This is a genomic window from Streptomyces catenulae (assembly GCF_000718015.1).
GTDB lineage: Bacteria > Actinomycetota > Actinomycetes > Streptomycetales > Streptomycetaceae > Streptomyces > Streptomyces catenulae.
This window is the reverse complement of sequence record NZ_JODY01000025.1, coordinates 23,804-49,393: the sequence shown is the minus strand read 5'-3', so window position 1 is coordinate 49,393 and position 25,590 is coordinate 23,804. Positions and strand designations below refer to the sequence as shown.

Genomic DNA, 25,590 nt, shown 5'->3' with positions numbered 1-25,590 from the left:
CTCCGTCCACTGACTGACCGGCCGACCCATCGACCCATCGACCGACCGATCGACCGGCCGACTCTTCTGTGGGGACCGATCGGTGGAAGTGGGGTGCGGGGCGCGGGGCGCGGGGTACGGTGCGCGGCGCGCCGTACGCGGCGGGCCGTGCCGGGGGCTCGTGCGGCGCCGGGGCTGGTGTGGCGCCGGGGGCCCGTGCGGCGGCGAACTCCGTTGTGCGGGCAGCGCGAGCACAACACCCCCTGACCTGTGTCTCCACAGTTCAGGGGGTGTTCGCGGGCGGTAGCCGTGGGAGGGGAGCCCGAGGGACAGAGAGGACAGGGTGCGGTGTCCTACCCGGCGGGCTCGCGCCGTTCGTAGACGCTCACCCGGCGGCCCCGTTCGACACTGTCCGTGGCGCGTACGAAGTGGGCGTCCAGGGTGCGTTGCTTGATGCGGTCGGCCTGCGACTCGTCCTTGCGGGGCTCGGCATCGGTGACGAGCACTATCCGCCGAGCGCCCAGTATCGCGCGCTCTATGGCGCCCGGCCCGGCCTCTATGCCCTTCAGGGTCCCCGACTCCACCGGCCCCCGGGCCAACGCCAGGTCCCGCAGCCCCGCGAACATCTGCGGTGAGACGAGGGCGGTGTCCCGGCGCGCGGCCGGTATGTAGAGCACGCCGTCGGCGGCGCCGCGGACCCGGTCGACCGTGGCTGCCGCGGTGAGCACATCGTCGACACGGTTCTTCTCGGTACGGACGCGAAGCTCGAACGGGAGAAGCGCCAGGACGGCCACGGCGAGCAGCGCGGGGAGCAGTACGGCGGCGGGTGTTCTCAGCCGCGCCGCGAGCACGGCGAGGAGAGCGCCGATGAGAAGCGCGAGCCCCGCGTACCCGAACAGCACGTAGCGCGCCACGTAGAGCGGTTTGACCAGGGAGATCAACACCAGGCTGACCTGGGGGACCGCGCAGAGCGGGAGTCCGACGGTGGCCAGGTTCACGCGTACCCGGGGCGCGGGCGCGCGCATGCTCCCCGGCATGCGGGCGTGCGGCAGCAGCGAGCAGAGGGCCGCGATCGCCACGGTGATCACCACGCCGAGCAGCGTCGACCCGGCGATCGGCTTGATCCACGAGACCTGCGAGGCCTGCGCCCGGCTGGCCAGGATCAGCGGCAGGGCCGCGGCGACGGCCCCGGAGGCGGCCAGCAGCCACCCGACCCGCCGGGCCCGGTCCGGGCGGGCACACGCCACCGTCACACCGTGCGCGACCAGCGCGAACAGCGAGAACCAGTTGAGCAGCGCGGCGATCAGCACGGCCACCGCGTACCAGACCCACCGCCGACCGCGCGGCCGCTCAAGGGCGCTGACGAGCAGCCAGGTGGCGAGCACCACGAAGGCGAGCACCAGGGCGTACGAGCGGCCCTCCTGCGCGAACTCCTGGATCGCCGGAGTGACCGCCAGGGCCAGCCCCGCGCCCATCCCGGCCCAGCGGTCCGAAAGCCGGGCGCCGATGAGCGCCGTCAGCCCGCACGCGGTGGCGGTGGCGAGGACGGAGGGCAGCCGCAGGGTGACCAGACTGTCGCCGAAGAGCGCGAACACCCCGTGCATCACCGCGTAGTAGAGGCCATGGACGATGTCGACCTGGCCGACGAGGTGCCCTATCTCGGCCAGCGACCGATGCGCTGCCTGCCACGTCGCCGCCTCGTCCCGCCACATGCTGTGTTCCCGCGTGATACCCCACAGCCCCAGCGCGAGCGACAGGACGACCGGCCCGAGGACGAGCGCCACCCGCCCCTGCCGCACCGCATCCCTGAACTTCCCCCACACGCCGCGCCCGGCCCCGTCCCCCGGCCCGACCACCGCGGCGCCCGCCAGCCCCGCCGCGCCGCCCCGCTCGCCACCGACCCCGCCGTCATCCCGGGCCCCCGGCAGGACCCGCTGCTCACTCACCATGCGGACGCCACTGCGAGGACCGACGGTGCGCTGCACGATCGGGAAGGTCCGCGCCGTCGGAGGACGCCAACCCGACGTTCCCTGGCCCCCGGTGCTGCCGTGTCAGGCCGCCGGTATCGATGTGCATGTGCAGCATGCTGGTTCTTCCGATCCTGTTCACCGTGGCGTGCGCGCCCCGCGCGCTGCCGCCGAAATGGAGAGTCCTTCAACTGAACCCGGCTCACCGGCACCGGCACGATGCCGACCCCGGAGACCAGGCGGGCGGTGACAACGGCGAGCACTCCGGCCGACGGCCGGACCAGCCCGCGAAGGCAGCCGAGCGGCGCGCTCTCGCCACCCCCGCTCGGCCCCACCACCGCTGCCGCACCGTCCATCCCCCGCCCCCTGGAGCACCCTCGCCAGTCGTCAACCTGGCAGACAAGACAGAAGGGACAACGGTTGCGCCACCCCCCTGCTTTGTGATCCTCAACGTCTACGCACCCCCCACCGACCGTTCAAGCCACCGACGCTCCCGTGGATCCCCGCCCTGTTCCGCGGGGTACGGCAGCCGGACGGGCCGGTGGGCCGGTAGCGGTCGGCATGGGCCTGGACGTTGACCTCGACGTTGGCCTTGTGCCTCTTCAGGACGATCTGATCATTTTTCGAATTTTGATCAGATCAAGTAGTCCAAGGCATAGAAATTAGCCGAATTTGATCAGTAGGAGCGACGTCATCGGCCAGGAGGTGATGTAGGCGGTATCCACTGATCCGTGCGCTTGCGCCCTGTGCCCATGACGCGCGCACATCTCTTCACCGGGATCCGTGGGCGACGGCCTCACCGAGCGCTGCTCCAGAAACCTTTGCCCGTAGGGCGGTTGGCGGGGCTACGGCCTCACCGAGAGCCCAAGCAGCGAATCCGCTGCACACGCGGCAAGCAAAACACCCCATGAACCCGTCAGCATGACCCTTCTCACCTGCGGTTTTCCAAAGTTCGCCGAGTTGAACAAGGCGCTGCCCTCGAAGGTCGTAACGTCGAATGGTGGAGGGCGTGAGTGTGCTCATGGGCGGGGCGGCTCCATGGCGTGGCGGGTGCCGGAAGGGTGGCACCTGCCGCAGCTCGTCTACCGGTCACCCTGCCCTGTGCTGGGCTCCTGATGGTCCGGCGTCAGCGCATCGGCGATCGCCTGGCCGGTTTCGCGGGCGGAGAGATAGGGACGGACGTCGTGCGCTGCGGCGCCGTTATGGACGAAGAAGTCGCTGATACGGTCGCCGAATCTAGGTGAGAGGGACTTCACCGAACAGACGGCGTCGCCCTCGTCCGAGACGTTGGTCCACCGTGTGACAGGGGCCGGCCAGCGGGCGTTGCCGCGGGCCGGACGGGGGATGAGCCGGTCGAAGACCAGGTTGCGGACGGCCAGCGGAGAGCCCAGAGTCACCAGTGCCACGTCGCGCCACTGCGGATGAGCACACAGGGCTTCATAGGCCACGACAGTGCCGAGCGAGTGAGCAACGATCACGCGTGTCTCCGGCGTCACGCGAGCGACCAGTCGGCGTTGGACCGCGGTACGCATCCCAGGGTCGGTGAAGTAACTGCGTACCTGCCTGGCGCTGAAGATCAGCATGCGCTCGCTGAGTCCTGCGAAGAAGACGGAGTGGCTGAGTGCGTTCAGGGCGCGCTGGACCGTGTTCGGCGTGCGTAACCGTGCCGGAGCTTCCGGGCTCGGTACCGATGGCTCCCGTGCGGCTGTGAATTTCCACCACTGCAGCAGCAGCTCGCGTTCGATGTCGTCCTGGACATCAGAGGCGTCCAGGTCGGGCATTCCGATTCCTCGATGTCCAGCAGGACGGAAAAGGTCGCCGTAAAAGGCCATGGAGACCTGATGCCGTGCGATCCGCGTATCCGATGCCAGGCTCACACCGTCGCTGAGTGCCGGGTACCAGTCGGCAAGCAGTGTTTCCGGGCCCTTGAACTGCTGGGCTATGCCGTGAACCAGGACGATTCGGGTCACAGGAGCTCCTGCCCATCCGCTCTGCCATTGTGGTTCAGCCGCAGCGCGACCAATCCCATCTCGGTCGCGACACAGACTCTGCCGTCGTCGACCGCGAGGTCTGTGATCGAGCTGCCGATATCGAGTTCGGCGGTCCACGTCGCGGATACCGTGTTCCAGATCCGCATCAGCCCGTAGCGGTCTGCGGCCAGCATGACGGGGGAGCCGTCCATGTCCGCAATCTGGATCGCCTGGACTGCTGAGGGAAAGGGCTCCAACTCCACGCCGATATCGGCGCTCTCGGCCAGGTCCCAGAAGCGCAGACATCCGTTGCCCGCGCCGGAGATCACGACGGGGCGGCCCAACCGGGCGATCTCCAGCCCGAATGCGCCCATTTCGTGGCCTTGCCACGGTTCCCGGAACGATGCGCCGGTGGACAGGTCCCACAGGCGCACTGTGCCGTCGAGCGAGGCGCTTGCCACCAGAGAAACACCCTCGACAGTGGCCGTTCGCACCGTCGTCACGAGGGCGGTGTGTCCGGCCATCGGAGGGCATACAGGGGCCTGGGAGTGCAGATCCCAGGCGTGCAGGGTGTAGGCCTCTCCGACCGATACTGCTACTGCCCGCTGTCCCATGGTGTGCACACCGGCACGCCACGAGGTGCCGAAATACCTGCCGAGCAGCTTCCGGGATCCCAGATGCCATACCTCCGCCTCACCTCGGCTGCTGCGCACCGCGACTCCGCCACTCGGAAGCGTGGCGGTCGTGAGGTCGGTGACGAAGTGATGGGACGAGGTCAGATGCGCCGCAACTTGGCGCCCGTCGTCCAGATCATGGGTGCGCACAGTGCCGTCATAGCCACCTGTGACAACGACGGCTCGGCCGGTTCCGGTCCGGACGATGCCGGCGGAGAACAGACTCTGTTCGGCGCCGCTCAGCGGTTCGCCGATGGGACGCATGGTGGCCAGGTCCCAGACCCGGACCTCTCGTGAGTCCGCGGTCACGGTGATGGGCACCCCGTTGAGTGTGCCGAACACCGGGGCCGCGCGTCTGATGACCGGTCCCAGGTTGATGGAGCACTCCAGCGGCGCTCCCAAGGGGGCGCCGGTCTCCACAGTCCACAGCCGTACCGTGTTGTCGAAGGCCATGGAGGCCACGACGGCGTCACGGCCCACCAGGCCAAGCGCGGCCGCGGTCACCATCTCGGTGTGCCCGCGGTACGGACCGCCTACCTCTTCGTGGGTCATCACATCGTGGAGGTGGACGTTGTTGCCGTCCAGCACAGTGAGGACGACCGGCCGGTTCTCGTGGAAGGCGACGCCCACGGCGCGCGCGGAGGGGGTGAGATCCTCGACGTTGAAGTGCGCGTACGGCCTGTTCGGGAACGGCTCATGGCCGCCGCCGATCTGCCAGACGTAGGCATGGTTGAGGAACGTACTCAGGACGATCTCCATGCCCCGGCCCGACAGCCTTACCGTGAGCCGGTAGATACCGCCGATGTGGCCCACCAAGGGACGACCGATCAGCCTCCCGGATGCCACGTCCCAGATGCGCACCGTGCCGTCCTCGCCCCCGCTCACCACGACCGTTGCCCCGCTCAGCCTGCCGAAGGCCAGACAGCGCACTGCGTTCGTATGTCCCTTGAGGGGGGCTCCCGGAGGGGCGTCGCGGAACGGGTCCCACAGCCGGACGGTGGTGTCGGAACCTGCTGTCGCCACGACGGTGCGCCCGTCGGACTCTCCGAAGGCCACCGCGAGTACCTGCCCCGAGTGGCCTTCCATCGGGCCGCACAGCTGCCGGCGCCCGCGAAGATCCCACAGGCGGGCTGTGCCGTCCTCCCCGCCGGTGACCACCATGGGGCAGCCGCGGACTTCGGCGAACGCCACCGAACACACCGGTCGGGCGTGCCCCTCTTCAGGCTGGTCCGCGGTGAGGTCCCAGATGCGCGCCGTGCGATCCCTGCTGACGGTGACCGCCAGAGCCGCGTCCGCCCGGTTGGTGAGTGCGGCGGCCGTGATGTCCTCGACATGTCCGCGGAGCGGGTGGCCGAGTTGCTGAAGCGTTCGCAGGTCCCACAGCCGGGACTCGCGACGGCCGCTGGTCAGCGCGACAGGGCGGCCCTTGAACTCGCCGATCACCGCCGAGGCGACACCGCTTCTCGTCCAGTAGACGTGTGCCATGACCGGCTCGCCGATTTGTCGGCGCGCTTCAAGGTCCCACCGGGTGAGCATGCCGTTCCCGTCGCCGACCAGGGCTACGGAGCGACCGTCCAGCCGGGCGATGCAGACCGCCGTAACCGCTCCCGCGGGCCCGATCAACGGCATGCCGTCGTGATGTGCGTCCCCGCCGGCCAGCAGTTCGCTCAGGTCCCAGACGTGGACGGCCTTGTCGTCCCCGCCGGTGACGGCGATGGGGCGGCCGTTCAATTCGCCCAGATCGGCGTCCCAGACGGTGCGTTTGTGCGCGCTGAGATCCTTGCCCAGCTGACGTCGGCTCACCAGGTCCCAGATGCGCGCGGTCCCGTCCGCGCTGGTGCTGAGCACCACAGGCCGTTCCTCGATTGCGCCGATCACCAAGCTCTCGACCTGGTTGGTGTGCCCGCGCAGGGGTTCGCCGTACTCCTGACCGGCTGAGAGGTCCCAGACCCGGATGATGCCGTCCTGCCCGCCCGTCAGCGCGACGGTGTAGTCGCCGAGGTCGCCGATGACGACGGCGCTCACCGCGACCTTGACCTCCAGCGGATCACCGATCTGCCGCTGTGACGTCAGGTCCCACACGAAAGCCGACCCGTCGATGCTTCCGGTGACCGCGATGGGGCGGCCGTCGAGGTCGCCGACGGCCACACAACCGATCGTCTTGGCGTGGCCGCTGAGCAGTCGGTGCACTCCGCTGGTCGACCACCACGCCCAACTCGTGGACCAGGGAAGCGAGACATTCAGCCCTTCGATACGGTCCGCCAGACGGTCGGCCTCGCAACGGCGTGCGGAGAGCTGCAGATCCGCGGCTCTCTCCCCCAACGGCCGGTCTGCCGTCAGCCGGTGCGCGACCTGTTCGTACGCGCCGCGGATACGTCTCGGCTCTTCGCCCTCGATCGAGGCGAACGCCCTCAACAGGGCGAGCGGTTCACCGGCGAGCAGGAACCCGGGGTCTTCGATGAGGTCGCTCAGCGCGCCGGCCGCCGCCGCATGTGTGGCCAGATGCTGGCCTACGTAGGGCACAGCGGCGAACCAGTCGAGCGTCCCGTCCGGCGCGGTGGGTACGAGCGAGCGGAGCGCGACGACGACCGACCGTTGGATGTCCTCCGGCGGGCGGTCTGCCGTCGCGCGCAGATGCTCGGCAAGCGCCTTGTGGTAGAGCCGGTAGGCCGATCGGCGGTCGTCGTCGATGACCTCGGCGATGTATGCCTCGGCGACGTCCAGCGCCCAGGAGACGTCTTCCTCCGTACAGGGCACACCGGAGATCACCGAACTCAGTGCCGTCCAGACCCTGCCTCTTGGCAGTCCCCTGCCCTCGGAGAAGGCGAGGGCCAGCAGCATCCGGCGCACCCGGGCCTCGTCCGGACCGAACCGCGCCAGATAGTCGTCGAACGCCTCTCCCACTTCGCTCGGCAGCTTCTGCGCCCAGCCCGGACGTGTCACATCGACGGCGGTCCGGTCCGACCGCAGGGTGCGCGCGGTGGTTCTGGCGTAGAGGTAGACACCCGCCGCCTTCTCCGCGACGCTCGCGGCAACTGTCCGGGCCAGGGCGGGGCAGTCCCGGTACGGCGTGCGCACCTCGGGCTCCTCGACGGCGAGGAGCACTCGGGTGACGTACCCGGCGACGTCCTGTTCCTCGGCACGGTACGCGGCCAGGTCCAGATCGATGCAGGTGAAGGTGGGACCGAGCGGTGCGACGAGCTCGTGCCGGGTTCCGACCAGGAGCCGTACGCCCTGGATCTCCGACATGGGGCGAAGGAGTTCGCGGGTGATGCGGCGGGGCTCGCCGTGACCGCCGGCGTCCGCAGCGGTGTCCGATCCGGCCTCGTCCACCGCGTCGATCACGATGATCAGTGGCGGTCCCTGCCTGCCACGTCGGGTGAGTTCCTGGAGCAGCGCGGCAGCACCGTCCGCCTTCGTACCGAGGGCCAGAGCGATCCGCTCCACCACCTCTTCGAGCCGCTTGTGCCGTGCGTGTACGGCAGCGGTCACACAACCTTCGGGAACGATGGTCTCCGGGGCCGATGCGGACAGTCCGAGCCTGGGGCGGTACCGGCCGTCCGACAGCGCGACGATCCGGCCGAGGACCGCCGACTTTCCGCACCCCGGGCTGCCGGTGACGACGCGACCCCTGCCATCACCTTCGTCCGCGGTCAACCACGCCACCAGCTCGGACAACACGCTTCGGCGTCCGCTGAAGTACAGCCCCTGCTCGGATTCGAACTCCACCCCGCGAGAACGGGGGCCGAAGTGCTCGGTGAGGTCCCGGTCCGCGACCCGGCGCTGGATTTCGAGGTCGGTGCCGACCGGTGGCAGTTCTTCCCGGTACCCGGCGTTGGGCAGAAATGGCGCCAGCCCGGTGACGAGCCCGCTGGCCAGCTCCGCGCGCTGCGATCTGCCGTCGCCCTCGAAGCGCTCGTTTACCGCCTTCACCAACTCGGTGAGATCGAGAAACTGCTGGCGCTGGCCCGTACGGCCCGTCGTCGTACCGACCGCTTCCTCGAGAGCGGCCACGAAGGCGCCGTCCTCGGCGATGTCCTTGCGGCGGGCGGACGCCAGGAACCACAGGCCGGTGGAGGTACCGCCGCGCACATTGCGATAGGCGATGGCCTGGAGGGCGACCGCGGACGCCTCGGCACTGCCCGCGCCGCCGGCGCAGGTGTCGAGAATCAGTAAGAGATGACGCAGGCTGCCCCGGCACAGGATGCGCAGCAGGTCCTCCGTCGCCAGGGCAGTGGTGGCGAGGTCTTCGTCCTGGGAGTCCCAGCAGAGGAGATAGTGCCGGTCCCGTTCCTCCACCGAACCATGGCCCGCGAAGTACACGACGACCACATCATCAGCGGTCAGTGCCACGTCCGCGGACCAGTGGCGTAACTTCTGCCGGATCTGCTCGGCTCCGTCGTATTCCCCCAGACCTGGCAGCACCGCTTGGTAGCCGAAGCTTCCGAACAGCTGTGACACCGCGTGGATATCCGCAGGTACGGACCTCAGCTGTTCGCCCTCGGGGAGATTGCGGTACCGACCGCTCCCCAACGCAATGAAGAAACTCCGCCGCACCCGACCGCCCCACCGCCATATGCCTCAGCTCGGGTAACTCTATCGACGCTCCCCGGCGCGGGTTGGAGTTTGCGCACACTCGCCAAGCCCTGGGAAGGCGTCGTGCGCCAGCTCCGCGATCTGGGACCGTCGCATGAGCCTCTGCGGGGATCCGTGGGTGGCGGTCCCATCGAGAGATGGTTAAAAGCCTTGACCTGTCGGGGAGTTGGCGAATGGAACGGTCTCGTCGGGGTCCCTGTGCAGCACATGTGTGTCGTATATGCAACACGCAAACACCCCCCTGATCGCGTTTCCGCAGATCAGGGGGGTGTTTGTGAGCGGTAGCGGTGGGATTTGAACCCACGGAGGAGTTGCCCCCTCACGCGCTTTCGAGGCGCGCTCCTTCGGCCGCTCGGACACGCTACCGAGAGAGAGCTTAGCCCAAGGGGTGCCCGGATCCGAAATCGGATGTCGGAGGGGGTCAGCGGGCGCGGAAGAAGGCGGTGAGGGCGGCGGCGCAGTCGGGTTCCAGGACGCCGGTGATGACCTCGGGGCGGTGGTTGATCCGGCGGTCGCGGACCACGTCCCAGAGGGAGCCGACGGCGCCCGCCTTCGCGTCGTACGCGCCGTAGACGACGCGGTCGACACGGGAGAGGACGATCGCGCCGGCGCACATCGTGCAGGGTTCCAGCGTGACGACGAGGGTGCAGCCGGTCAGCCGCCAGTCGCCGGGGCGGCGGTCGGCGGGTCCGGCGCCCGCGGCGAGCGCCTCGGCGGCGGCGCGGAGGGCGAGGACCTCGGCGTGCGCCGTCGGGTCGCCGGTCGCCTCACGGGCGTTGTGGCCGGTGCCGAGGACCGTGCCGTCGGCGGCGAGGACGACGGCGCCGACGGGGACGTCGCCGGTCGCCGGGGCGAGCGCGGCTTCCGCCAGCGCCCGCCGCATCGGCGCGGTCCAGGGATCCCGCAGCGGATCGGGCGCGGCGGCGGGCGGGGGTGCGGGGGATGACGCGGTCATGCCCCCAGTGTCGGGGACGCGGGGGGGCGGGGCGGGAAAGCCGTACGCGGGGGCCCGGCGGTCGGGTCCGGGGCGGGCCGTCGGACCCTCCCGGGCGTGCCACGTACCGCGCGGGGCCGGGCGGAGCCCCGCCGCACCCCGCGCGAACCGGCCCGGCCCGACGCCCGGCGTACCGGCTCCGCCAGATTCGATCTCCGGCCCACCGGCCTCACCAGGCCCGAGGCCCGCCGTACCCCGCCGCGCGAACCGGCCTGACGCCCGGCGCACCGGCCCCGCCAGGCCCGACGCCCAATGCCCGGCCCACCGGGCTCACCGCCCACGCCAGATTCGGCGGGGACGCCGCCCGCCAGGCGAGGGGACGCCCGGCGAATCGGGCCCCGGCCGGGGGAGCCAGGACAGAAAGACCCCGCACCCCAACCCCCCTCCCTCAGCGCACCGCCTCCAGTACATCCGTGCAGCCCAGGGACTCTGCGATTTGGGTGAGGGCGTCGGTGTCCAGGAGGAGGAGGTCCTCGGGGCCGACGCCCAGGTCCGTCAGGAGTTCGACGTCGCCGAGGGGGCCGGGCGGCGGGGTGTCGCCGTCGGGGGTGTTCAGGTCGGCGTCGTCCGGCTCGGGGTCCGGTTCGCCGTCCTCCGTGCCGTCGAGGTCGAGGCTGTCCAGCTCGTCGTCGGCGTCGTCGTCGGAACCGAGCAGTTCGTCGGTGAGCAGGGCGCCGTACGAACTTCGCGCCGCCGCGGCGGCGTGCGAGACGAAGACCCGCGGGTCGTCCTCGCCGTCGACGCGGATGACGCCGAACCAGGCGCCCTCCTGCTCGATGTACGCGACCACCGTGTCGTCGTCCACCGCTGCCTCTCGGGCCAGGTCGGCCAGATCGGTCAGGGTCTCCACATTGTCGAGCTCCGTGTCGCTCGCTTCCCACCCGTCTTCGGTGCGCGCGAGCAGTGCGGCGAAATACACCGTGACTCTCCCACTGTCTTGGGCTGCCGGCCGGGCGGGGCGACGCGGGTGCGCCGCTGGTCCCGCCCCCGTCGGAATCGTGGCAGAAACAACGCGTCCGCGGGGGGTCTTCGGCGCTGCGTCGTGGGGAGGTTGCCGGAGAAGTCGCCCGCGTGCCGGAGCGGCGGCGTCGGAAAGCGGGATGTTCCGGGCGCGGGCGGCGGCGGGCCGCGCCCTCCGCGCCGGGCGCCGCCCCTCGGCCGCGTCCGCGCCGTCTACCAGCGGAATGTGCGCATCCGTAGCGCCTGCCGCCGCCGGGCCGCCCGGGCGCGGCGCGGCTGGACGCGCTCGCGCAACGCCTTGGCCTCGTGGAGTTCGCGGAGGAAGAGGTCGCGGCGCCGACGGCGTGCCGCGGCGCTCTCCGGGTCGGGCGCGGCGCCGGGTCCGTCGGGGTGCGGGGAGTCGGACACGCGGCACACCACCTCGGGCGGGGACCGGCCCGGGCGGGCCGGACGGACGGGTGTCTGTGGCCCACTCTGCCGCGCCCACCGGCGGTCGTGCCAGTGCGCCGGAGGGGCGCCGGGCCCGCTCCCGGGGGGCCGGGCGGACGCCTCACCCCGCACTCTCGGTTACTGTCGAGGGATGCGGATCCACGTCGTCGACCACCCGCTGGTGGCGCACAAACTCACCACACTGCGCGACAAGCGCACCGATTCCCCCACGTTCCGGCGGCTCGCCGACGAGTTGGTCACCCTGCTCGCGTACGAGGCGACCCGCGATGTCCGGACCGAGCAGGTCGACATCGAGACCCCGGTGACGACGACCACCGGCGTCCGGCTGTCGCACCCGCGGCCGATGGTCGTCCCGATCCTGCGCGCCGGTCTCGGCATGCTGGACGGCATGGTGCGGCTGCTGCCCACCGCCGAGGTCGGCTTCATGGGCATGGTCCGTAACGAGGAGACCTACGAGGCGCACACCTACGCCACGCGGATGCCGGACGACCTCTCCGGCCGTCAGGTCTACGTCGTCGACCCGATGCTCGCCACCGGCGGCACGCTGGTCGCGGCGATCCGCGAGCTGATCAACCGCGGTGCGGACGACGTCACCGCGATCTGCCTGCTGGCCGCGCCCGAGGGCGTCGCGGTCATGGAGCGGGAGCTGGCCGGTGCGCCGGTGACGGTCGTCACCGCCGCCGTCGACGAGCGGCTCAACGAGGACCGGTACATCGTGCCGGGTCTGGGCGACGCGGGCGACCGGATGTACGGCACCGCCGGCTGAGACCACCCCGGGCGCCCCGCGGCGCCCACCCGAAACACTCCGGGCCCCTGCCGATTCTCCGGCGGGGGCCCGCGGCATGCCTGCGGCCGGGCGTCAGCAGCCGGACTGGGGACGCGGCGGGTGGGCGAGGGCGTGCAGCGCCTTCTCGGCGTCCTTCGCCTTCGTCAGGTCCTTGAACGTGTCGCCGATGATCAGGTCGACGGAGTGGCCCTTGCGGCCGTCGGTCTCCTGGCGGGTCCCGGCGAGCTGGGTGGCGAGGACCTTCAGCGCGCCGTCGGCGCCGGACGGGCCGAGCAGTACGCCGTTGTTCTTGACCTTCTTGTCGTAGGCGGCGGGGGCGTTGCCCACCTCGCCGATGGCGAAGCCGCGCTTCTTCAGCTCGTCGGCGGTCTGCTTGGCGAGCCCGCCGCGCGGGGTGGCGTTGAGGACGTTGACGGTGATGGCGGACGGCGCGGGCGGCTTGGCCGCGGCGGGGGCGGTGGGTGCGGTGGTGTCGCACTTCTGCTTGGCGTCCGCGCTCTTCTCGGCGGCCTGGGCCTTGCCCGGGCCGCCGCCGAAGACGTCGATGAGCTGGAGGGTGCCCCAGCCCGCCAGGCCGAGGGCGCAGACGCCCGCGGCGGCGGTGAGGACGATCCGGCGGCGGTGGCGGGGGCGGCGCATCCGGGGATACCTGTCGCCCGTCACGCGGTATTTCTTACCGCCCATGCCCGGTGGCGTCAGCATGCTCATGAGTCGAGCGTAGTGCCGCCCGGGACGCGTGCCTACTAGATGATCAATGGATGCCGGGTGAGCCGACCCGAAAGGGGCAATCGGTCCGTTCGTACGGCGGAACGGACCGGGCGGCGGGCGTCAGTCCAGTTCGAGGACGCGGGCGTGCAGCACCTGGCGCTGCTGGAGCGCGGCGCGGACGGCGCGGTGCAGGCCGTCCTCCAGGTAGAGGTCGCCCTGCCACTTCACGACGTGCGCGAAGAGATCGCCGTAGAACGTGGAGTCCTCGGCGAGGAGGGTTTCCAGGTCCAGCTGCTGTTTGGTCGTCACCAACTGGTCGAGGCGTACCGGGCGCGGGGCGACATCCGCCCACTGGCGGGTGCTCTCCCGGCCGTGGTCGGGGTACGGACGCCCATTTCCGATGCGCTTGAAGATCACACGGAAAGCCTACCGGGCGAGCGGCCGCGGGCCCAGCCGTGCCACGGGTATCGGCCACTCCGGGCCCGGTGCGGGGCGTCCGGGGCCCGCGCGCGGGGGCGTGCGCCGGGGTGTGGGCGGGGTGCCCGCGGCGCCCGGGACGGACCGTCCCGTAGGGCTTCCCTAGGGGCTGCGGCTCGGGGTCGGGGACTCCGAGGGGTGGGACGTCGGGGTCCCGGACGGGCTGCCGTGGATGCGCGGGGCGCGGCCCTCGGTGCTCGGGGTCCAGCGGGTCGCGCCGCGGGGCGGGAGGTCGCGGGGGGACACGGTGCGGCCGTCCGGCTGTTCCGTACGGGTCGGGCCGGGCGGCTCCTGGGTGCCCGGGGCCGACGGGGACGGGCTCGGGCGGCTGTCGTGGGTGGGGGTCGGCAGCGGGTCGGGCGTGGTGGCGGGCACCGGGCGCGGCGGCGCGGTGTCGGGGGCGAACACCGCGTACCCGATGGCCGCGGCGGCTGCCGCGGCGGCGAGCGGCAGCGCGAACCGCCGCCAGGGGGCGCCGCGCAGCCACGAGGTGCGGCGGGCCGCCCGGGGGACGGCCGCCGGGCGCAGATCGCGGGGTTCGACGGTGGCGGCGCGGGCGGCGAGGGCGGCGCGCAGCCGGTCCTCGACGGGGCGGGTGGGGCCGCCGGGGGAGGGGCGGGCGGTCCGGTGGTCGTCGCCGGTGCTCATGACCGCTCCTCCAGGATTTTCTCCAGCGCCTTCAGGGCGCGGCTGGCGAGGGATTTCACCGCGCCCCGGCTGATGCCGAGGGTGCGGGCGATCTCCGCCTCGGACAGGTCGCCCCAGTACCGCAGGACGAGGACCTCGCGGCGGCGGGCGGTGAGTCTGCCGAGGGCGGCCAGGACCTCGCGGTGCTCCTCGTCGAGGACGATCCGTTCCTCGGCGGAGGGGGCGTCGGCCTCGTGCGGCGGGGTGTAGTTGCGGGCGCTGCGGCGGCGGCGCAGGACCGAGCGGGCGGCGTTGACGACGGCGGTGCGCAGATAGGCGAGGGCGTTGTCGACCTCGTCGAGGCGTTCGCCGTGGCGGCGGCAGAGCGCGGTGAACGCGTCCTGGACGACGTCCTCGGCGGTCGCCCGGTCGTCGACCAGCAGCACCGCGAGGCGCACCATCGCCAGCCGGTGCGCGTGGTACAGCTCACCGATCGACGGCCGCTCCGGCATGCCCGTGCCGAACGCGGACGGGGTGGCGTGGCCCGGGACGGCGGCGGGCTCGGCGGTGTGCGCGGACCGGGCGGTGCGGGTCGCGGTGCGGGTCGCCGCGTCGACGACGCGGTGCAGCCACCGCCACCGGACACGCCGCGGCCCCGGCAGGGCGAACCCGGCCGGGGCGAGCGGGAGTACGAGGGTTTCCATCGGTTCCTGGTACCGGGGGGAGGTGTCAGGCCCGGTTGCGGCGGACCGCGTACAGGGTGCCACCGCCGGCGGCGAGCAGGGCGGCGGCGCCCGCGCCCAGGATCAGGGTGGTGGTCTCGGAGGAGCCGGTGTGGGCCAGTTCGTCCTTGCCGGAGGCGTCCCGGCCCGTGGCGGGCGCGGGGGTCGAGGAGGCGTCGCGGCCCGCGTCACCGGGGCGGCTCACGCTGGGCTCGGGGCGCGGTGCGGTGGACGAGCCCTCGCCGGGGGGCAGGGTGGGCTCGGCGGACGGCCGGGTCGAGGGCGGCTGCGTCGCGTCGCGCCCCGGGGTGGAGGGCACGGCGGTCGGGCGCTCGGTGGGCGGCTCGGTGGCGCTGGGCGAGGGGCGGGTGGCGGTCGGGGCGGAGTCGTCGGCGACCGCGGGACCGGCCGTGGCGAGGGCGGTGAGCGCGCAGGCGGCGAGCAGCCCGGCGGTGGCGGCGCCGCGTATCCGGCCGCGGGCGGCGGGGGCGGCGGACTGCGTGCGGGCGGTGCGGAAGAAGGTCACGGGTACTGCTCCACGGTCGACGGGCGGCGCCCGGTGGCGCCCTCACCCCTCACGACGTGCGGCGGGGGTGGGGGTTGCCGGTGTGGAGAAAGTTTTTTCTGGAGGCGGGCGGCGGGCGGGCCGTGGTGCTGCGGGAGCGGGCGCCGTCGGGGCGGGCCGTGGTGCCGGAGCCGGACGCCGCCGGGAGCGGGCCGCGACGCCGGAGTCGGCATCGTCAGGGGCGTGAGCCGTCTCGTCGGGCGCCGGGGTGTGCGCCGCCCGCTCCCGGTGCCGGGGCGGGCCCCCGCTCACCCCTGCGGCTTGATCAGTCCCCGCCGGTAGGCCTGGACGAGGCGCTGCGGGACCTGGTGGACGGTGCCGTCGACGGTCACCGGGACCAGCTGGGGCGTGGTCGCCTTCCACCGGGCGCGGCGGTGGCGGGTGTTGCTGCGGGAGAGCTTGCGCTTGGGGACGGCCATGGGAGGAGCCTCCGGTGGGTGGGGCGGACGGACCCCCCGAGGCTATATGAAAATGACTGTCGTTTCGATGTGGGGTCCGGTGGGCAGGAACCCCGCGGATACGGGAGCGCCCGGGGCGGCCTGGTGGGGCCGCCCCGGGCGGAGGTGTCCGCGGGCGTACGGGAGCCGCGGCGCGGCCCGCGTGCGGCCCGCCGTCCCGTACGCCCTGTCGCGTCAGATCGTCGACGTGTCGATCACGAAGCGGTAGCGCACATCGCTGGCGAGGACGCGCTCGTACGCCTCGTTGATGCGGTCGGCGTCGATCACCTCGATGTCGGCGGCTATGGAGTGCGTACCGCAGAAGTCGAGCATCTCCTGCGTCTCGCGGATGCCGCCGATCAGCGAACCGGCGAACGACCGGCGGCCACCGATCAGCGCGAACGGCGCGACGGTCAGCGGCTTCTCCGGGACGCCCAGCTGGACGAGGGTGCCGTCGGTGCGCAGCAGCGACAGATAGGCGTTGAGGTCGAGGTCGGCGGAGACCGTGTTGATGATCAGGTCGAAGGTGCCGGCCAGCTCCGTGAAGGTGGCCGGGTCCGAGGTCGCGCGGTAGTCGTCGGCGCCGAAGCGCAGCCCGTCGTCCTTCTTCCGCAGCGACTGGCTGAGCACCGTCACCTCGGCGCCCATCGCGTGCGCGATCTTGACGCCCATGTGGCCGAGCCCGCCGAGACCGACCACGGCGACCTTCTTGCCGGGGCCCGCCTTCCAGTGGGACAGCGGCGAGTAGACGGTGATCCCGGCGCACAGCAGCGGCGCCGCGGCGTCCAGCGGGATGCTCTCCGGGATGCGCAGGGCGTAGTTCTCGTCCACCACGAGGTGGGTGGAGTAGCCGCCCTGGGTGGGCTCGCCGTCCCGCCCGACGCTGTTGTACGTGCCGACGTTGCCCAGGTCACCGGTGCAGTACTGCTCGATACCGGCGCGGCAGTTGTCGCACTCGCGGCAGGAGTCGACGAAGCAGCCGACGCCGACGCGGTCGCCCACCGCGTAGCGGCTGACGGCGGAGCCGGTCGCGGCGACGACACCGGCGATCTCGTGGCCGGGGACGAGCGGGAAGTGACCGCCCTCACCCCATTCGGCACGGGCGGTGTGGATGTCGGAGTGGCAGATTCCGGCGAACTTGATGTCGATCAGGATGTCGTGGGCACCCAGCTCGCGGCGCGGGATGGTGGTCCGCTCCAGCGGTGCCTTCGGTGCGGGCGCGGCGTACGCGGCGACAGAGGTGTGGGTCATGCTCCCGAGGATGCAAGAGCGGTCCGGGCGTAACCAGTGCCCCCTGCAACGTATGACCGGTGTTCCTACCACCGGGAGGGACACCCAGCGCAGAGCGGACGCTTTTCCCGAGCCGGTGGTTCGTACGCATACTTCGGGTATGGACCAGCGCACCGAATTGAGCGAGTTCCTGCGCTCGCGGCGGGCCCGGCTGCGGCCGGGGGACGTCGGGCTGCCCGAGTACGGCAGACGGCGGGTGCCCGGGCTGCGGCGGGAGGAGCTGGCGCAGCTGGCCGGGGTCAGCGTCGCCTACTACATCCGGCTGGAGCAGGGCCGGGTCGGCAACGTCTCCGCGGCGGTGCTGGACGCGATCGGCGACACCCTCCGGCTGACCGGCGCGGAGCGCGACCACCTCGCCCACCTCGCCCGCCCGCTGCCGCGCCGGGCCCGCCCCGCCGTCCGCCCGCAGCGGGTGCGCCCCGCCTTCCAGCAGCTGCTCGACACGATGGACGCGGTGCCCGCCTACGTCATCGGGCGGCGGCTCGACCTCATCGCCTGGAACGGTCCCGCCTGCGCGCTGCTCGGCGACTTCCCCGCGCTGCCGCGCAAGGAGCGCAACCTCGCCTGGCAGGTCTTCCTGGACCCGGCGGCCCGCGTGCTGTACGAGAACTGGGAGGCGAAGGCGTCCGATGTCGTCGGCTATCTGCGGCGGGACGCCGGACGCAACCCGGACGATCCGGCGCTCGCCTCGCTGATCGGCGAACTCTCCCTCAAGAGCGACGACTTCCGGCGGCTGTGGGCCGCGCACGACGTCCAGGACAAGGGGTTCGGCACGAAGGTGCTGCGCCATCCGGTGGTCGGCCGCCTGACCCTCGCCTACGAGACGCTGAGCCTGCCCGCCGACCCCGGCCAGCAGCTGATCACCTACCACGCGGAGCCCGGCTCGCCGTCCGCGCAGTCGCTGCGGCTGCTCATCTCCTGGGCGCTGGAACCGGCCCCGCCCCGCCCGGACGGGGCGGCGGACGGGGCGCGGACCGGGGACGACGTGCAGACGCGGCCGTAGCGGGCGGCGTCTAGCGGCGGTGCAGGAGCACCGAGCGGAACGTCAGCCGGTCGGTGGCGTGGCCGCCGTCCGGGCGGAGGGTGAAGGAGTCGCCGTCGCAGCCCGCGCCGGAGAACACCGTCACGAAGTCGTCGGTGTCGTTGCGCGGGGTGTGCGCGGGCGCCACCCAGTCCTGCGCGACCTCGGGCAGCGTCATACAGACCCCGCTCGGCGGATCCGCCAGGGTCCCCGTGTGCACGGCGCCGTCCTGGGCGTCGACGAGGTACGTGAACGAGCCGGTCGCCGCCTGGGCCGAGGAGGCGGGCAGGGCGACGGTGAGCGCGAGGGCACCGAGGGCGGCGGCCACGGTGTGGCGGAGGCGCATGGGGTTTCCTTCCGGGGAACGGACGCACCCCGTGGCGGGGCGCGTACCGGGAGGAACTGCCCACGCGGTACGGGGAGATGTGCGCCCCCGGGCCGCATCACACGAAGGAGTGCCCGGGCCCGACAGCCGTACGGTGGCGGCGCCCGGCGCGGGCGGCGGCGCCCCGGCCGGGCGGCGGGGCGGGCCGGTGCCGCCGTCGGGACGTGGCCGTCAGGTCGCCGGGCGCGCCGCGGTCTCCCGGCTGCGGAGCACCGCCGCGATCCGTTCGCACCAGGCGCGGGTCTCGCGTTCGAAGGCGAGACCGCGCAGACAGGTCAGATACGGGCCGATACGGGTGCCCCGGAGCAGGAAGGTCGCCTCGTCGAGGTCGCCGCGGAGCCGTTCCAGGACCCGGTCGAAGATCTCGGTGCGCCCGGCGGCGATCCGGGCCCGCTCGGTGAGCTGGGCGATCACCGGGGCGGCCGGTAAGCGGTCCACGGCCTGCACCTTGACCAGCAGGTCGTCGCGGAGGAAGGACGGCCGGACGGTGGCGGCGGCGAACCGGTGCAGCTCGCCGATGCCCGCCTCGGTGACCGTGAACAGCCGCTTGTTCGGGCGCATCTCCTGCACCACCTGACGGCCGGTGACCAGGCCGTCCCGCTCCAGCCCGGACAGTTCGGTGTAGAGCTGCTGGGGGCGGGCGTACCAGAAGTTGGCGACGCGGGTGTCGAACTCCTTGGCCAGTTCGTAGCCGCTGCACTCCCCGTCCAGCAGTGCGGCGAGCACGGCGTGCCGCAGGGTCATCGCGACTCCTCTCGGACGCGGCGGGGCGGGCCGCCGGAGGACGGCCCGCCCCGCCCGGTCAGACGCGTTCGGTGGCCTCCTCCAGGGCGATGGCGGCCGCGGGGCAGACCGCGGCCGCCTCGCGGACCGCCTCGTGCAGCTCGGCGCGGGGCCGGGCGTCGAGGAGGACCACGATGCCGTCCTCGTCGCGCTGGTCGAAGACGTCCGGTGCGGACAGCACACAGCTGCCGGCGCCGCAGCACTTGTCCTGGTCGACGGTGACTCGCATGACGTTGCTCCTCGGGTGGGGCCGGGCGGCGGGCCGCCCGGTGCCGGTGGGTCGTGCGGCGGCGCGACGGGTCGAAGTGCCGTACGCGGCCGGAGAGTTGGCGGGGTGCGGGGCCGGAGGGCGCCCGGTCACCAGCCGACCGGGAGGGCGTGGACGCCGTAGATGCCCATGTCGTGGCGGAACGGGACCTCCTCGAAGGGGATCGCGAGGTGCAGGTCCGGCAGGCGGCGCAGCAGCGTCTCCAGGGCGATCTGCATCTCGATCCGGGCCAGCGGCTGGCCCAGACACTGGTGGATGCCGAAGCCGAACGCGACGTGGAGGCGGGCGTCGCGGGTCACGTCGAGGGCGTCGCCGCCGGGGAAGACGGCCTCGTCGCGGTTGGCGGCGTTCAGGGTGCAGAGCACGCCCTCGCCCGCCCGGACGGTGGTCCCGCCGACGGTGACGTCCTCGGTGGCGGTGCGCGGTACGCCGTTGTGGATGATCGTCAGATAGCGCAGCAACTCTTCCACCGCCCCCTTGATCAGGGAGGGTTCGGTGCGCAGCAGCTCCAGCTGGGACGGGTTGCGCAGCAGGGCGAGGGTGCCGAGGGCGGTCATGTTCGCGGTGGTCTCGTGACCGGCGATGAGCAGCAGGCGGCCCATCCCGGCGATGGCCTCGTCGGAGAGTTCCCCGCGGGCGACCAGGCGGCTGATGATCCCGTCGTCCGGCTCCTTCCGCTTCTTCGCCGCCAACCGCGTGAGGTAGTCGAGGAGTTCGTTCTGCGAGGTGCGGACCTCGTCGGGGGTGGAGCGGAGGGTGAGCAGGACGCGGCTGCGCTCCTGGAAGAACGCGTGGTCCTCGTACGGGACGCCGAGCAGCAGGCAGATCACCAGGGACGGCAGCGGCAGGGCGAACTCCGTGACGAGGTCGGCGGAGGTGCGGCCGTCGGTCATCCGGTCCAGGAGGTCATCGGTGATCTCCTGCACCTGCGGCCGCATCGCCTCCACCTTCTTGATCATGAAGTCGGCGGTCAGCATCCGGCGCAGCCGGGCGTGCTCCGGGTCGTCCTTGCGGATGAAGCTGAACGTGGTGTCCTCGGCGAGCACCCGGGCACCGGCGGTGAGGAAGGGGAAGCCGGGCCTGTTGGCGTCCGCGCTGAACCGCGGGTCTCCCAGGACGGCGCGGACGTCCTGGTGGCGGGTGACCAGCCAGACGGGCGAGCCATCCCACAGGGTGGCCCGGGTGACGGGCGCCTCCTGGCGGGCGCGGTCGACGGCGGGCGCCGGGTCGAAGGGGCAGCCGGGCGCGCGGGTGGCGGGGACGGCGAAGGGGGCCGAGGTCGTTGCGGGGTCGGTGTGGGGTGCGGTCGTCATGGCGGGTCCTTCCACGTTCGGGCACGGGGCGCCGCGGTGAACGGTGCGGGTGACGCCATCGGTGCGCGGGCGGCGGCCGGTCGGTGTGGGGGTCGGCCGACCGGTCGCGGTGGTGCCCGCGCCTCGACTGTTACCTGACTAAAGCAACTATCGGGGGTCACGCTAACGCGCCCGCGCCAGGGGCGTAAGGGTGCATTCCGGCCGCATCGGCGGTGGCCGATTCCCGCGCGGTAAGGGGCGGTTGGCGGGGGACCGCTAGGGTTCCTGCATGTCGGATCCCGCGCCGGACCAGGACCCTGTCGTCGCGCTGCAACGCGCGCTGGTCATGCTGTCCTACCTGCTCACCCGCTCCCAGGCGCACGAACGCCTCGCCGAGCGGGCCGGGGTCTCGGCCCGGCGGTCGGACCTGTGGCTGCTGATGGCGCTGGACGGCGTCGGGGGCGTGAGCCGGGTCGGCGATCTGGCGGACCACCTGATGGTCGAGCCGTCCCATGTCACCCGCCAGATCGGCCGGTTGGCGGCGGAGGAACTCGTCGCCCGCACCCCGGACCCGCTCGACCGGCGGGCCCGCCAGGTCGCCATCACCCAGCACGGCCGCACGGTCCTCGGCCGCCTCCAGGAGGCCCGCCAACTCACCCTCCACAAGGCCCTCGACGGCTTCGACGCCCGCGATGTGGCGATCACCGCCGAGGTCCTGAACCGGCTCACCGAACACGTACGGGAGCGGGAGGCGGGAGCGGGCTGAACGGCGTCCCGCACGCCGTCGATCCCCTACGGGTTCGGCCCCGTACGGGAAGAGCCGTACGGGACCGAACAGGGCAGATCAGCGAGGTTCCGGGGGCCGGGGGTTTCCGGGAGTTTTCCGGGTGTCGGCTACTCGATCCCGATCCGGCCGTCGTCCTCCGGGCGGCGGGAGTCGGACGAGGCACCCGTACGGGGGCGGGCGTCGCCGGACTGCTCGCCGGTGGTCTCGGACGCGCCCAGGTTGCGGCGGACCGAGTCGAGGATGGTCAGACCCTGACCGACCAGACCGGCGGCGATCTCGCCGAGGCCGTCCGCGCCGTTGAGGACGTTGACGTTGGCGCCGGACAGACCCGCCGACGCCTCCTTGACGATCTGCGGCAGCTGGTCGATCAGCATCCGGTCCAGCGCCACCCGGTCGTACGACGCCGCCGCCTCCGCCTGGATCTTCATCCGCTCCGCGTCGGCCAGCGCCAGCAGCCGGATCCGCTCCGCCTCCGCCTCGGCGGGCTTCACGACCTCCGCGACCAGCTCCTGCTGGCGCAGCGACGCGGCCCGCTCGGCCAGCTCCGTACGGGCGGCCAGCACCTCCTGCTGGGCGTGCGCCTCGGCCAGCGGACCCGCCTGCGCGGCCTGTGCCTGGGCCCGGTCGACCTCGGCGTTGTACTGCGCCTGGACCACCGCGGTCTGCCGGGAGTACTCGGCCTGGTTCCGCGCCGCCTCCTGCTGCGCCTCGGCCGACGCCTGGGTGGCCTTGGCCTGCGCGATCTGCGCCTGCCGCTGGATGGCGGCCTTGTGCGGCGCGGACATCGCCTCGATGTAGCCGGTCTCGCCGTCGTCGATCGACTGGATCTGCAACGAGTCGACGATCAGACCGATCTTCGCCATCTCCGTCTTCGAGGTCTCCAGCACCTCGGTGGCGAGTTTCTGCCGTTCGGTGACGATCTCCTCGACGGTCATCGAGCCGATGATGGACCGCAGATGACCGGCGAAGATCCGGCCGGTCAGTACGGACATCTGGTCCTGGTCGGACAGGAAGCGCTGCCCGGCGTTGACGATCGACTCGGTGTCGTTGCCGACCTTGAACGCGATCACGGCGCGCACGGTCAGCGCGATGCCCTGCTTCGTCACACAGGTCTCGGCGACCTCCGACTCGCACATCGCCAACGTCAAAAACCGGGTCTTGCGGAAGACCGGCAGCACGAACTTGCCGTGGCCGATCACCACGCGGAACGGGGCGTCGCCGTGCCCCCGCCGACCGCCCGAGATCAACATGGCCTCATCCGGGGCCGGTACGCGGTAACCGAACATCTCTCGTCTCCTCAACCGGTGCCGCCGGTCCGGGGCCGGTCCGCGGCGCGGGGCGCACGCGAACGGAGGCTCCCTAACCGTTCAGCGCGTCCAACGGGTCGGACCAGGCGAGGACATCCACCTGCCGGGTGCCGCGCGAGGCGATCACCAGCACCTCCGTGCCGGTCACCAGCGGCTCCGCCGACCAGGCCAGAAACGTCTCGGACCCGCCCCTGACCCGCACCTGGACCTCACCGGGCCCGGCCGCACCCCGGGTGCCGATGAGCAACACCCCGATGCAGCCGATCACGGCCTCGTCCCGCGCCATCGACGGCTTCCCCCTCGCCTTGCTGGTCCTGCAGCCGACCTTAGCCCCCACCCCGCCCCGCCACCCGCGCCGGAGCGTCCCCGAACGGCGGCATTACCCGACCTTGACGCGGGCGGACCGGCCCCGGCAGCAGGTGCGGCCCGGTGGGGATCACCCGCCGGGCCGCGTCCGTTCGTACGAAGCGGGGTCAGCCGAGGACCTTCGCCAGGGAGCCGAGGGCCGATTCCAGGTCCTCGCGGGTGATCGTCAGGGGCGGGGCGAGGCGGATGGTGGAGCCGTGGGTGTCCTTGACGAGGATGCCCTCGGCCATGAGGAGTTCGCTGATGTGGCGGCCGGTGCCGAGGGCCGGGTCCACGTCGATGCCCGCCCACAGGCCGCGGGAGCGGAACGCGACGACGCCGCGGCCGGTGAGGGCGGACAGGCCCTCGCGCAGCACCACGCCCAGCTCCGCGGCGCGGCGCTGGTACTCGCCGGTGGCCAGCAGATCGACGACGGCGGAACCGACGGCGGCGGCCAGCGGGTTGCCGCCGAACGTCGAACCGTGTTCGCCGGGGCGCAGCACCTCCATCACGTCGCGCCGGGCGACGACGGCGGAGACCGGCACGATGCCGCCGCCGAGCGCCTTGCCCAGCAGCAGCACGTCCGGGACGACGTCCTCGTGGTCGACGGCGAGGGTGCGGCCGGTGCGGCCCAGCCCGGACTGGATCTCGTCGGCGACGAAGAGGCAGCCGTGGCGCCGGGTGATCTCGCGGACGCCGGTGAGATAGCCGTCGTCCGGGATCATGACGCCCGCCTCGCCCTGGATCGGCTCGATCAGCACCGCGGCGGTGGTCTCGTCGATCGCCGCCTCCAGGGCGGCCAGGTCGTTGTAGGGGACGACGCGGAAGCCCGGGGTGAACGGGCCGAAGCCGTCGCGGGCGACCGGGTCGGTGGAGAAGCTGACGATCGTGGTGGTGCGGCCGTGGAAGTTGTCCGCGGCCACCACGATCGTCGCCTGATCCGCCGGGACGCCCTTGACCTCGTACGCCCATTTGCGGGCCAGTTTGATGCCGCTCTCCACCGCCTCGGCGCCGGTGTTCATCGGCAGGACCATGTCCAGACCGGTGAGGCGGGCGAGCCCGGCGGCGAACGAGGCGAGCCTGTCGTGGTGGAAGGCGCGCGAGGTCAGCGTCAGCGCGTCGAGCTGGCGGTGGGCGGCGGCGGTCAGCGCCGGGTGGCGGTGGCCGAAGTTGAGGGCGGAGTACCCGGCCAGCATGTCGAGGTAGCGGCGGCCCTCGACGTCCTCCACCCAGACGTCCTCGGCGCGCGCCACGACCACCGGCAGCGGGTGGTAGTTGTGCGCGAGGACGGGCGCCTCGGCGGCGATGACGGACGCGGACGAGGGGGCGGCACCGGCGGCGGGGCCGGTCTGTGCGGGAGCGGTCATCAGCGGATCTCCTGGGTGCAGCACTTGATGCCGCCGCCGGCCTTGTGGAACTCCGACAGGTCGACGGGGACGGGGACATAGCCCTCCTGGGCCAGCCGGTCGACGAGCCCGGTGGCCTGCGGGGCGACGAAGACATGACGGCCGTCGGAGACGGAGTTGAGGCCGAACGCCATCGCGTCGTCGCGGGTGGCGCGCACCGCCCGCGGGAACAGCCGCTCCAGCACCTGCCGACTGCCCGCCGAGAACGCCTCCGGAAGGTAGGCGACGTTCTCGTCGTCGAGGGCGAACAGCGCGGTGTCGAGGTGGTAGAAGTACGGGTCGGTCAAGTGCAGGGCGACCGTGGGGACGCCGAAGAACTCCTGGATCTCGGCGTGCGCCGCCCGGCTGGTGCGAAAGCCCGTACCGGCCAGGATCAGCCCGCCGACCGGCACCAGATCGCCCTCGCCCTCGCACGACGACTCCGGGCGGCGCACCGGCTGCCCGTCCGCCGCGAACCACTTCTCGTACGCGGCGGACTCCGGGCGGCGCTCCGGGGCGTGGAAGGACGAACCGAAGACCTTGCCGTGCAGACAGAGCGCCGCGTTGGCGGCGAAGACCATGTCGGGCAGGTCCGGTTCGGGGGTGATCGTGTCGACGGTGTGGCCGTGCGCCCGGTAGGCGGCGGCCAGCGTCTCCCACTGCCGGGCGGCGCGCGCGGTGTCGACGGGCGCGTCGCCGCTCATCCAGGGGTTGATGGCGTAGCGGACGTCGAAGTGCTCCGGCGGGCACATCAGGAAGCGGCGCTGCCGGGCGGTGCGGCGGGGTGCGGGGAGCGCGTCGACGGTGGCGCGCA

24 protein-coding genes and 1 tRNA gene are annotated in these 25,590 nt (G+C 72.3%); 3 read left to right on the top strand and 22 right to left on the bottom strand.

Features of this window, described 5'->3' with window-relative positions:
* Positions 1–332: 332 nt before the first annotated feature.
* The 7 genes from IF23_RS0121210 to IF23_RS0121180 all read right to left on the bottom strand — a co-directional run bounded on the left by IF23_RS0121210 (position 333) and on the right by IF23_RS0121180 (position 11,548).
* A complete protein-coding gene (locus IF23_RS0121210) occupies positions 333–1,928 on the bottom strand; it encodes a glycosyltransferase family 39 protein (RefSeq protein ID WP_157848050.1) in 1,596 nt (531 codons plus the stop codon).
* A gap of 1,100 nt (positions 1,929–3,028) precedes the next feature.
* Positions 3,029–3,916, bottom strand: coding sequence for a lipase family protein (locus IF23_RS0121205; protein ID WP_051739771.1), 888 nt, complete (start codon positions 3,914–3,916; stop codon positions 3,029–3,031).
* A complete protein-coding gene (locus IF23_RS0121200) occupies positions 3,913–9,147 on the bottom strand; it encodes a caspase family protein (protein ID WP_037678967.1) in 5,235 nt (1,744 codons plus the stop codon). The genes IF23_RS0121205 and IF23_RS0121200 overlap by 4 nt, the downstream gene beginning before the upstream one ends.
* Before the next feature lie 318 nt (positions 9,148–9,465).
* A tRNA-Ser gene (locus tag IF23_RS0121195) sits at positions 9,466–9,552 on the bottom strand.
* A 55-nt stretch (positions 9,553–9,607) separates the two neighbouring features.
* Positions 9,608–10,141, bottom strand: coding sequence for a nucleoside deaminase (locus IF23_RS0121190; protein WP_051739770.1), 534 nt, complete (start codon positions 10,139–10,141; stop codon positions 9,608–9,610).
* A 427-nt stretch (positions 10,142–10,568) separates the two neighbouring features.
* On the bottom strand, positions 10,569–11,099 hold the full coding sequence (locus tag IF23_RS0121185) for a tRNA adenosine deaminase-associated protein (RefSeq protein ID WP_030285980.1): 531 nt from the start codon (positions 11,097–11,099) through the stop codon (positions 10,569–10,571).
* 254 nt (positions 11,100–11,353) lie between these two features.
* On the bottom strand, positions 11,354–11,548 hold the full coding sequence (locus tag IF23_RS0121180; protein ID WP_425423861.1) for a hypothetical protein: 195 nt from the start codon (positions 11,546–11,548) through the stop codon (positions 11,354–11,356).
* 172 nt (positions 11,549–11,720) lie between these two features.
* On the opposite strand from IF23_RS0121180, the gene upp reads away from it, so the two are divergent.
* Complete coding sequence (gene upp, locus IF23_RS0121175) at positions 11,721–12,356, top strand: uracil phosphoribosyltransferase (RefSeq protein ID WP_030285976.1); 636 nt, start codon at positions 11,721–11,723, stop codon at positions 12,354–12,356.
* A 93-nt stretch (positions 12,357–12,449) separates the two neighbouring features.
* Here upp and IF23_RS0121170 read toward each other — a convergent pair whose 3' ends face one another.
* From IF23_RS0121170 to IF23_RS0121140, 7 genes are all read right to left on the bottom strand, one after another.
* Positions 12,450–13,085 (bottom strand): LytR C-terminal domain-containing protein, encoded by a 636-nt coding sequence (locus tag IF23_RS0121170; protein WP_078654142.1) that lies wholly within the window; start codon positions 13,083–13,085, stop codon positions 12,450–12,452.
* A 120-nt stretch (positions 13,086–13,205) separates the two neighbouring features.
* Entirely contained in the window at positions 13,206–13,502 is a 297-nt protein-coding gene (locus IF23_RS0121165; protein ID WP_004943146.1) for a type II toxin-antitoxin system VapB family antitoxin, read from the bottom strand.
* A gap of 162 nt (positions 13,503–13,664) precedes the next feature.
* On the bottom strand, positions 13,665–14,210 hold the full coding sequence (locus tag IF23_RS32215) for a hypothetical protein (protein ID WP_051739769.1): 546 nt from the start codon (positions 14,208–14,210) through the stop codon (positions 13,665–13,667).
* Entirely contained in the window at positions 14,207–14,893 is a 687-nt protein-coding gene (locus tag IF23_RS0121155; RefSeq protein ID WP_030285969.1) for an RNA polymerase sigma factor, read from the bottom strand. The genes IF23_RS32215 and IF23_RS0121155 overlap by 4 nt, the downstream gene beginning before the upstream one ends.
* A gap of 25 nt (positions 14,894–14,918) precedes the next feature.
* Complete coding sequence (locus IF23_RS34505; protein ID WP_051739768.1) at positions 14,919–15,437, bottom strand: LAETG motif-containing sortase-dependent surface protein; 519 nt, start codon at positions 15,435–15,437, stop codon at positions 14,919–14,921.
* Positions 15,438–15,724: 287 nt separating this feature from the next.
* Positions 15,725–15,895, bottom strand: a complete 171-nt coding sequence (gene rpmF / locus IF23_RS0121145) for a 50S ribosomal protein L32 (protein ID WP_030285965.1) — start codon at positions 15,893–15,895, stop codon at positions 15,725–15,727.
* A 213-nt stretch (positions 15,896–16,108) separates the two neighbouring features.
* The gene (locus IF23_RS0121140; protein ID WP_030285963.1) at positions 16,109–17,164 is read right to left on the bottom strand and encodes an NAD(P)-dependent alcohol dehydrogenase; all 1,056 of its coding nucleotides are present in this window, start codon (positions 17,162–17,164) and stop codon (positions 16,109–16,111) included.
* 139 nt (positions 17,165–17,303) lie between these two features.
* Here IF23_RS0121140 and IF23_RS0121135 point away from each other — a divergent pair, with 139 nt between their 5' ends.
* Positions 17,304–18,206 carry a helix-turn-helix transcriptional regulator gene (locus IF23_RS0121135; RefSeq protein ID WP_051739767.1) on the top strand — a complete coding sequence of 301 codons (903 nt, stop codon included), beginning with the start codon at positions 17,304–17,306 and terminating at the stop codon, positions 18,204–18,206.
* A gap of 10 nt (positions 18,207–18,216) precedes the next feature.
* Here the strand turns inward: IF23_RS0121135 and IF23_RS0121130 are convergent, their stop codons facing one another.
* The 4 genes from IF23_RS0121130 to IF23_RS0121115 all read right to left on the bottom strand — a co-directional run bounded on the left by IF23_RS0121130 (position 18,217) and on the right by IF23_RS0121115 (position 20,973).
* Positions 18,217–18,570, bottom strand: coding sequence for a hypothetical protein (locus tag IF23_RS0121130; protein WP_030285959.1), 354 nt, complete (start codon positions 18,568–18,570; stop codon positions 18,217–18,219).
* 210 nt (positions 18,571–18,780) lie between these two features.
* Positions 18,781–19,353 carry a PadR family transcriptional regulator gene (locus IF23_RS0121125; RefSeq protein ID WP_030285957.1) on the bottom strand — a complete coding sequence of 191 codons (573 nt, stop codon included), beginning with the start codon at positions 19,351–19,353 and terminating at the stop codon, positions 18,781–18,783.
* Between the two features lie 58 nt (positions 19,354–19,411).
* Entirely contained in the window at positions 19,412–19,621 is a 210-nt protein-coding gene (locus IF23_RS0121120) for a ferredoxin (RefSeq protein WP_030285955.1), read from the bottom strand.
* Between the two features lie 128 nt (positions 19,622–19,749).
* Entirely contained in the window at positions 19,750–20,973 is a 1,224-nt protein-coding gene (locus tag IF23_RS0121115; RefSeq protein ID WP_030285951.1) for a cytochrome P450, read from the bottom strand.
* Positions 20,974–21,241: 268 nt separating this feature from the next.
* Between IF23_RS0121115 and IF23_RS0121110 the strand changes: the two genes are divergently transcribed.
* Positions 21,242–21,718, top strand: coding sequence for a MarR family winged helix-turn-helix transcriptional regulator (locus IF23_RS0121110; protein ID WP_030285949.1), 477 nt, complete (start codon positions 21,242–21,244; stop codon positions 21,716–21,718).
* Positions 21,719–21,846: 128 nt separating this feature from the next.
* Here the strand turns inward: IF23_RS0121110 and IF23_RS0121105 are convergent, their stop codons facing one another.
* The 4 genes from IF23_RS0121105 to ddaH form a co-directional block, all read right to left on the bottom strand.
* Complete coding sequence (locus tag IF23_RS0121105) at positions 21,847–23,025, bottom strand: flotillin family protein (RefSeq protein ID WP_030285947.1); 1,179 nt, start codon at positions 23,023–23,025, stop codon at positions 21,847–21,849.
* A 73-nt stretch (positions 23,026–23,098) separates the two neighbouring features.
* Positions 23,099–23,332 (bottom strand): hypothetical protein, encoded by a 234-nt coding sequence (locus IF23_RS0121100; protein WP_030285945.1) that lies wholly within the window; start codon positions 23,330–23,332, stop codon positions 23,099–23,101.
* Between the two features lie 187 nt (positions 23,333–23,519).
* A complete protein-coding gene (gene rocD / locus IF23_RS0121095; protein ID WP_030285943.1) occupies positions 23,520–24,758 on the bottom strand; it encodes an ornithine--oxo-acid transaminase in 1,239 nt (412 codons plus the stop codon).
* Positions 24,758–25,528: a dimethylargininase gene (ddaH, locus tag IF23_RS0121090; protein ID WP_051739777.1), complete on the bottom strand. Its 771-nt coding sequence runs from the start codon at positions 25,526–25,528 to the stop codon at positions 24,758–24,760. Before ddaH ends, rocD begins: the two co-directional genes overlap by 1 nt.
* Positions 25,529–25,590: the final 62 nt, after the last annotated feature.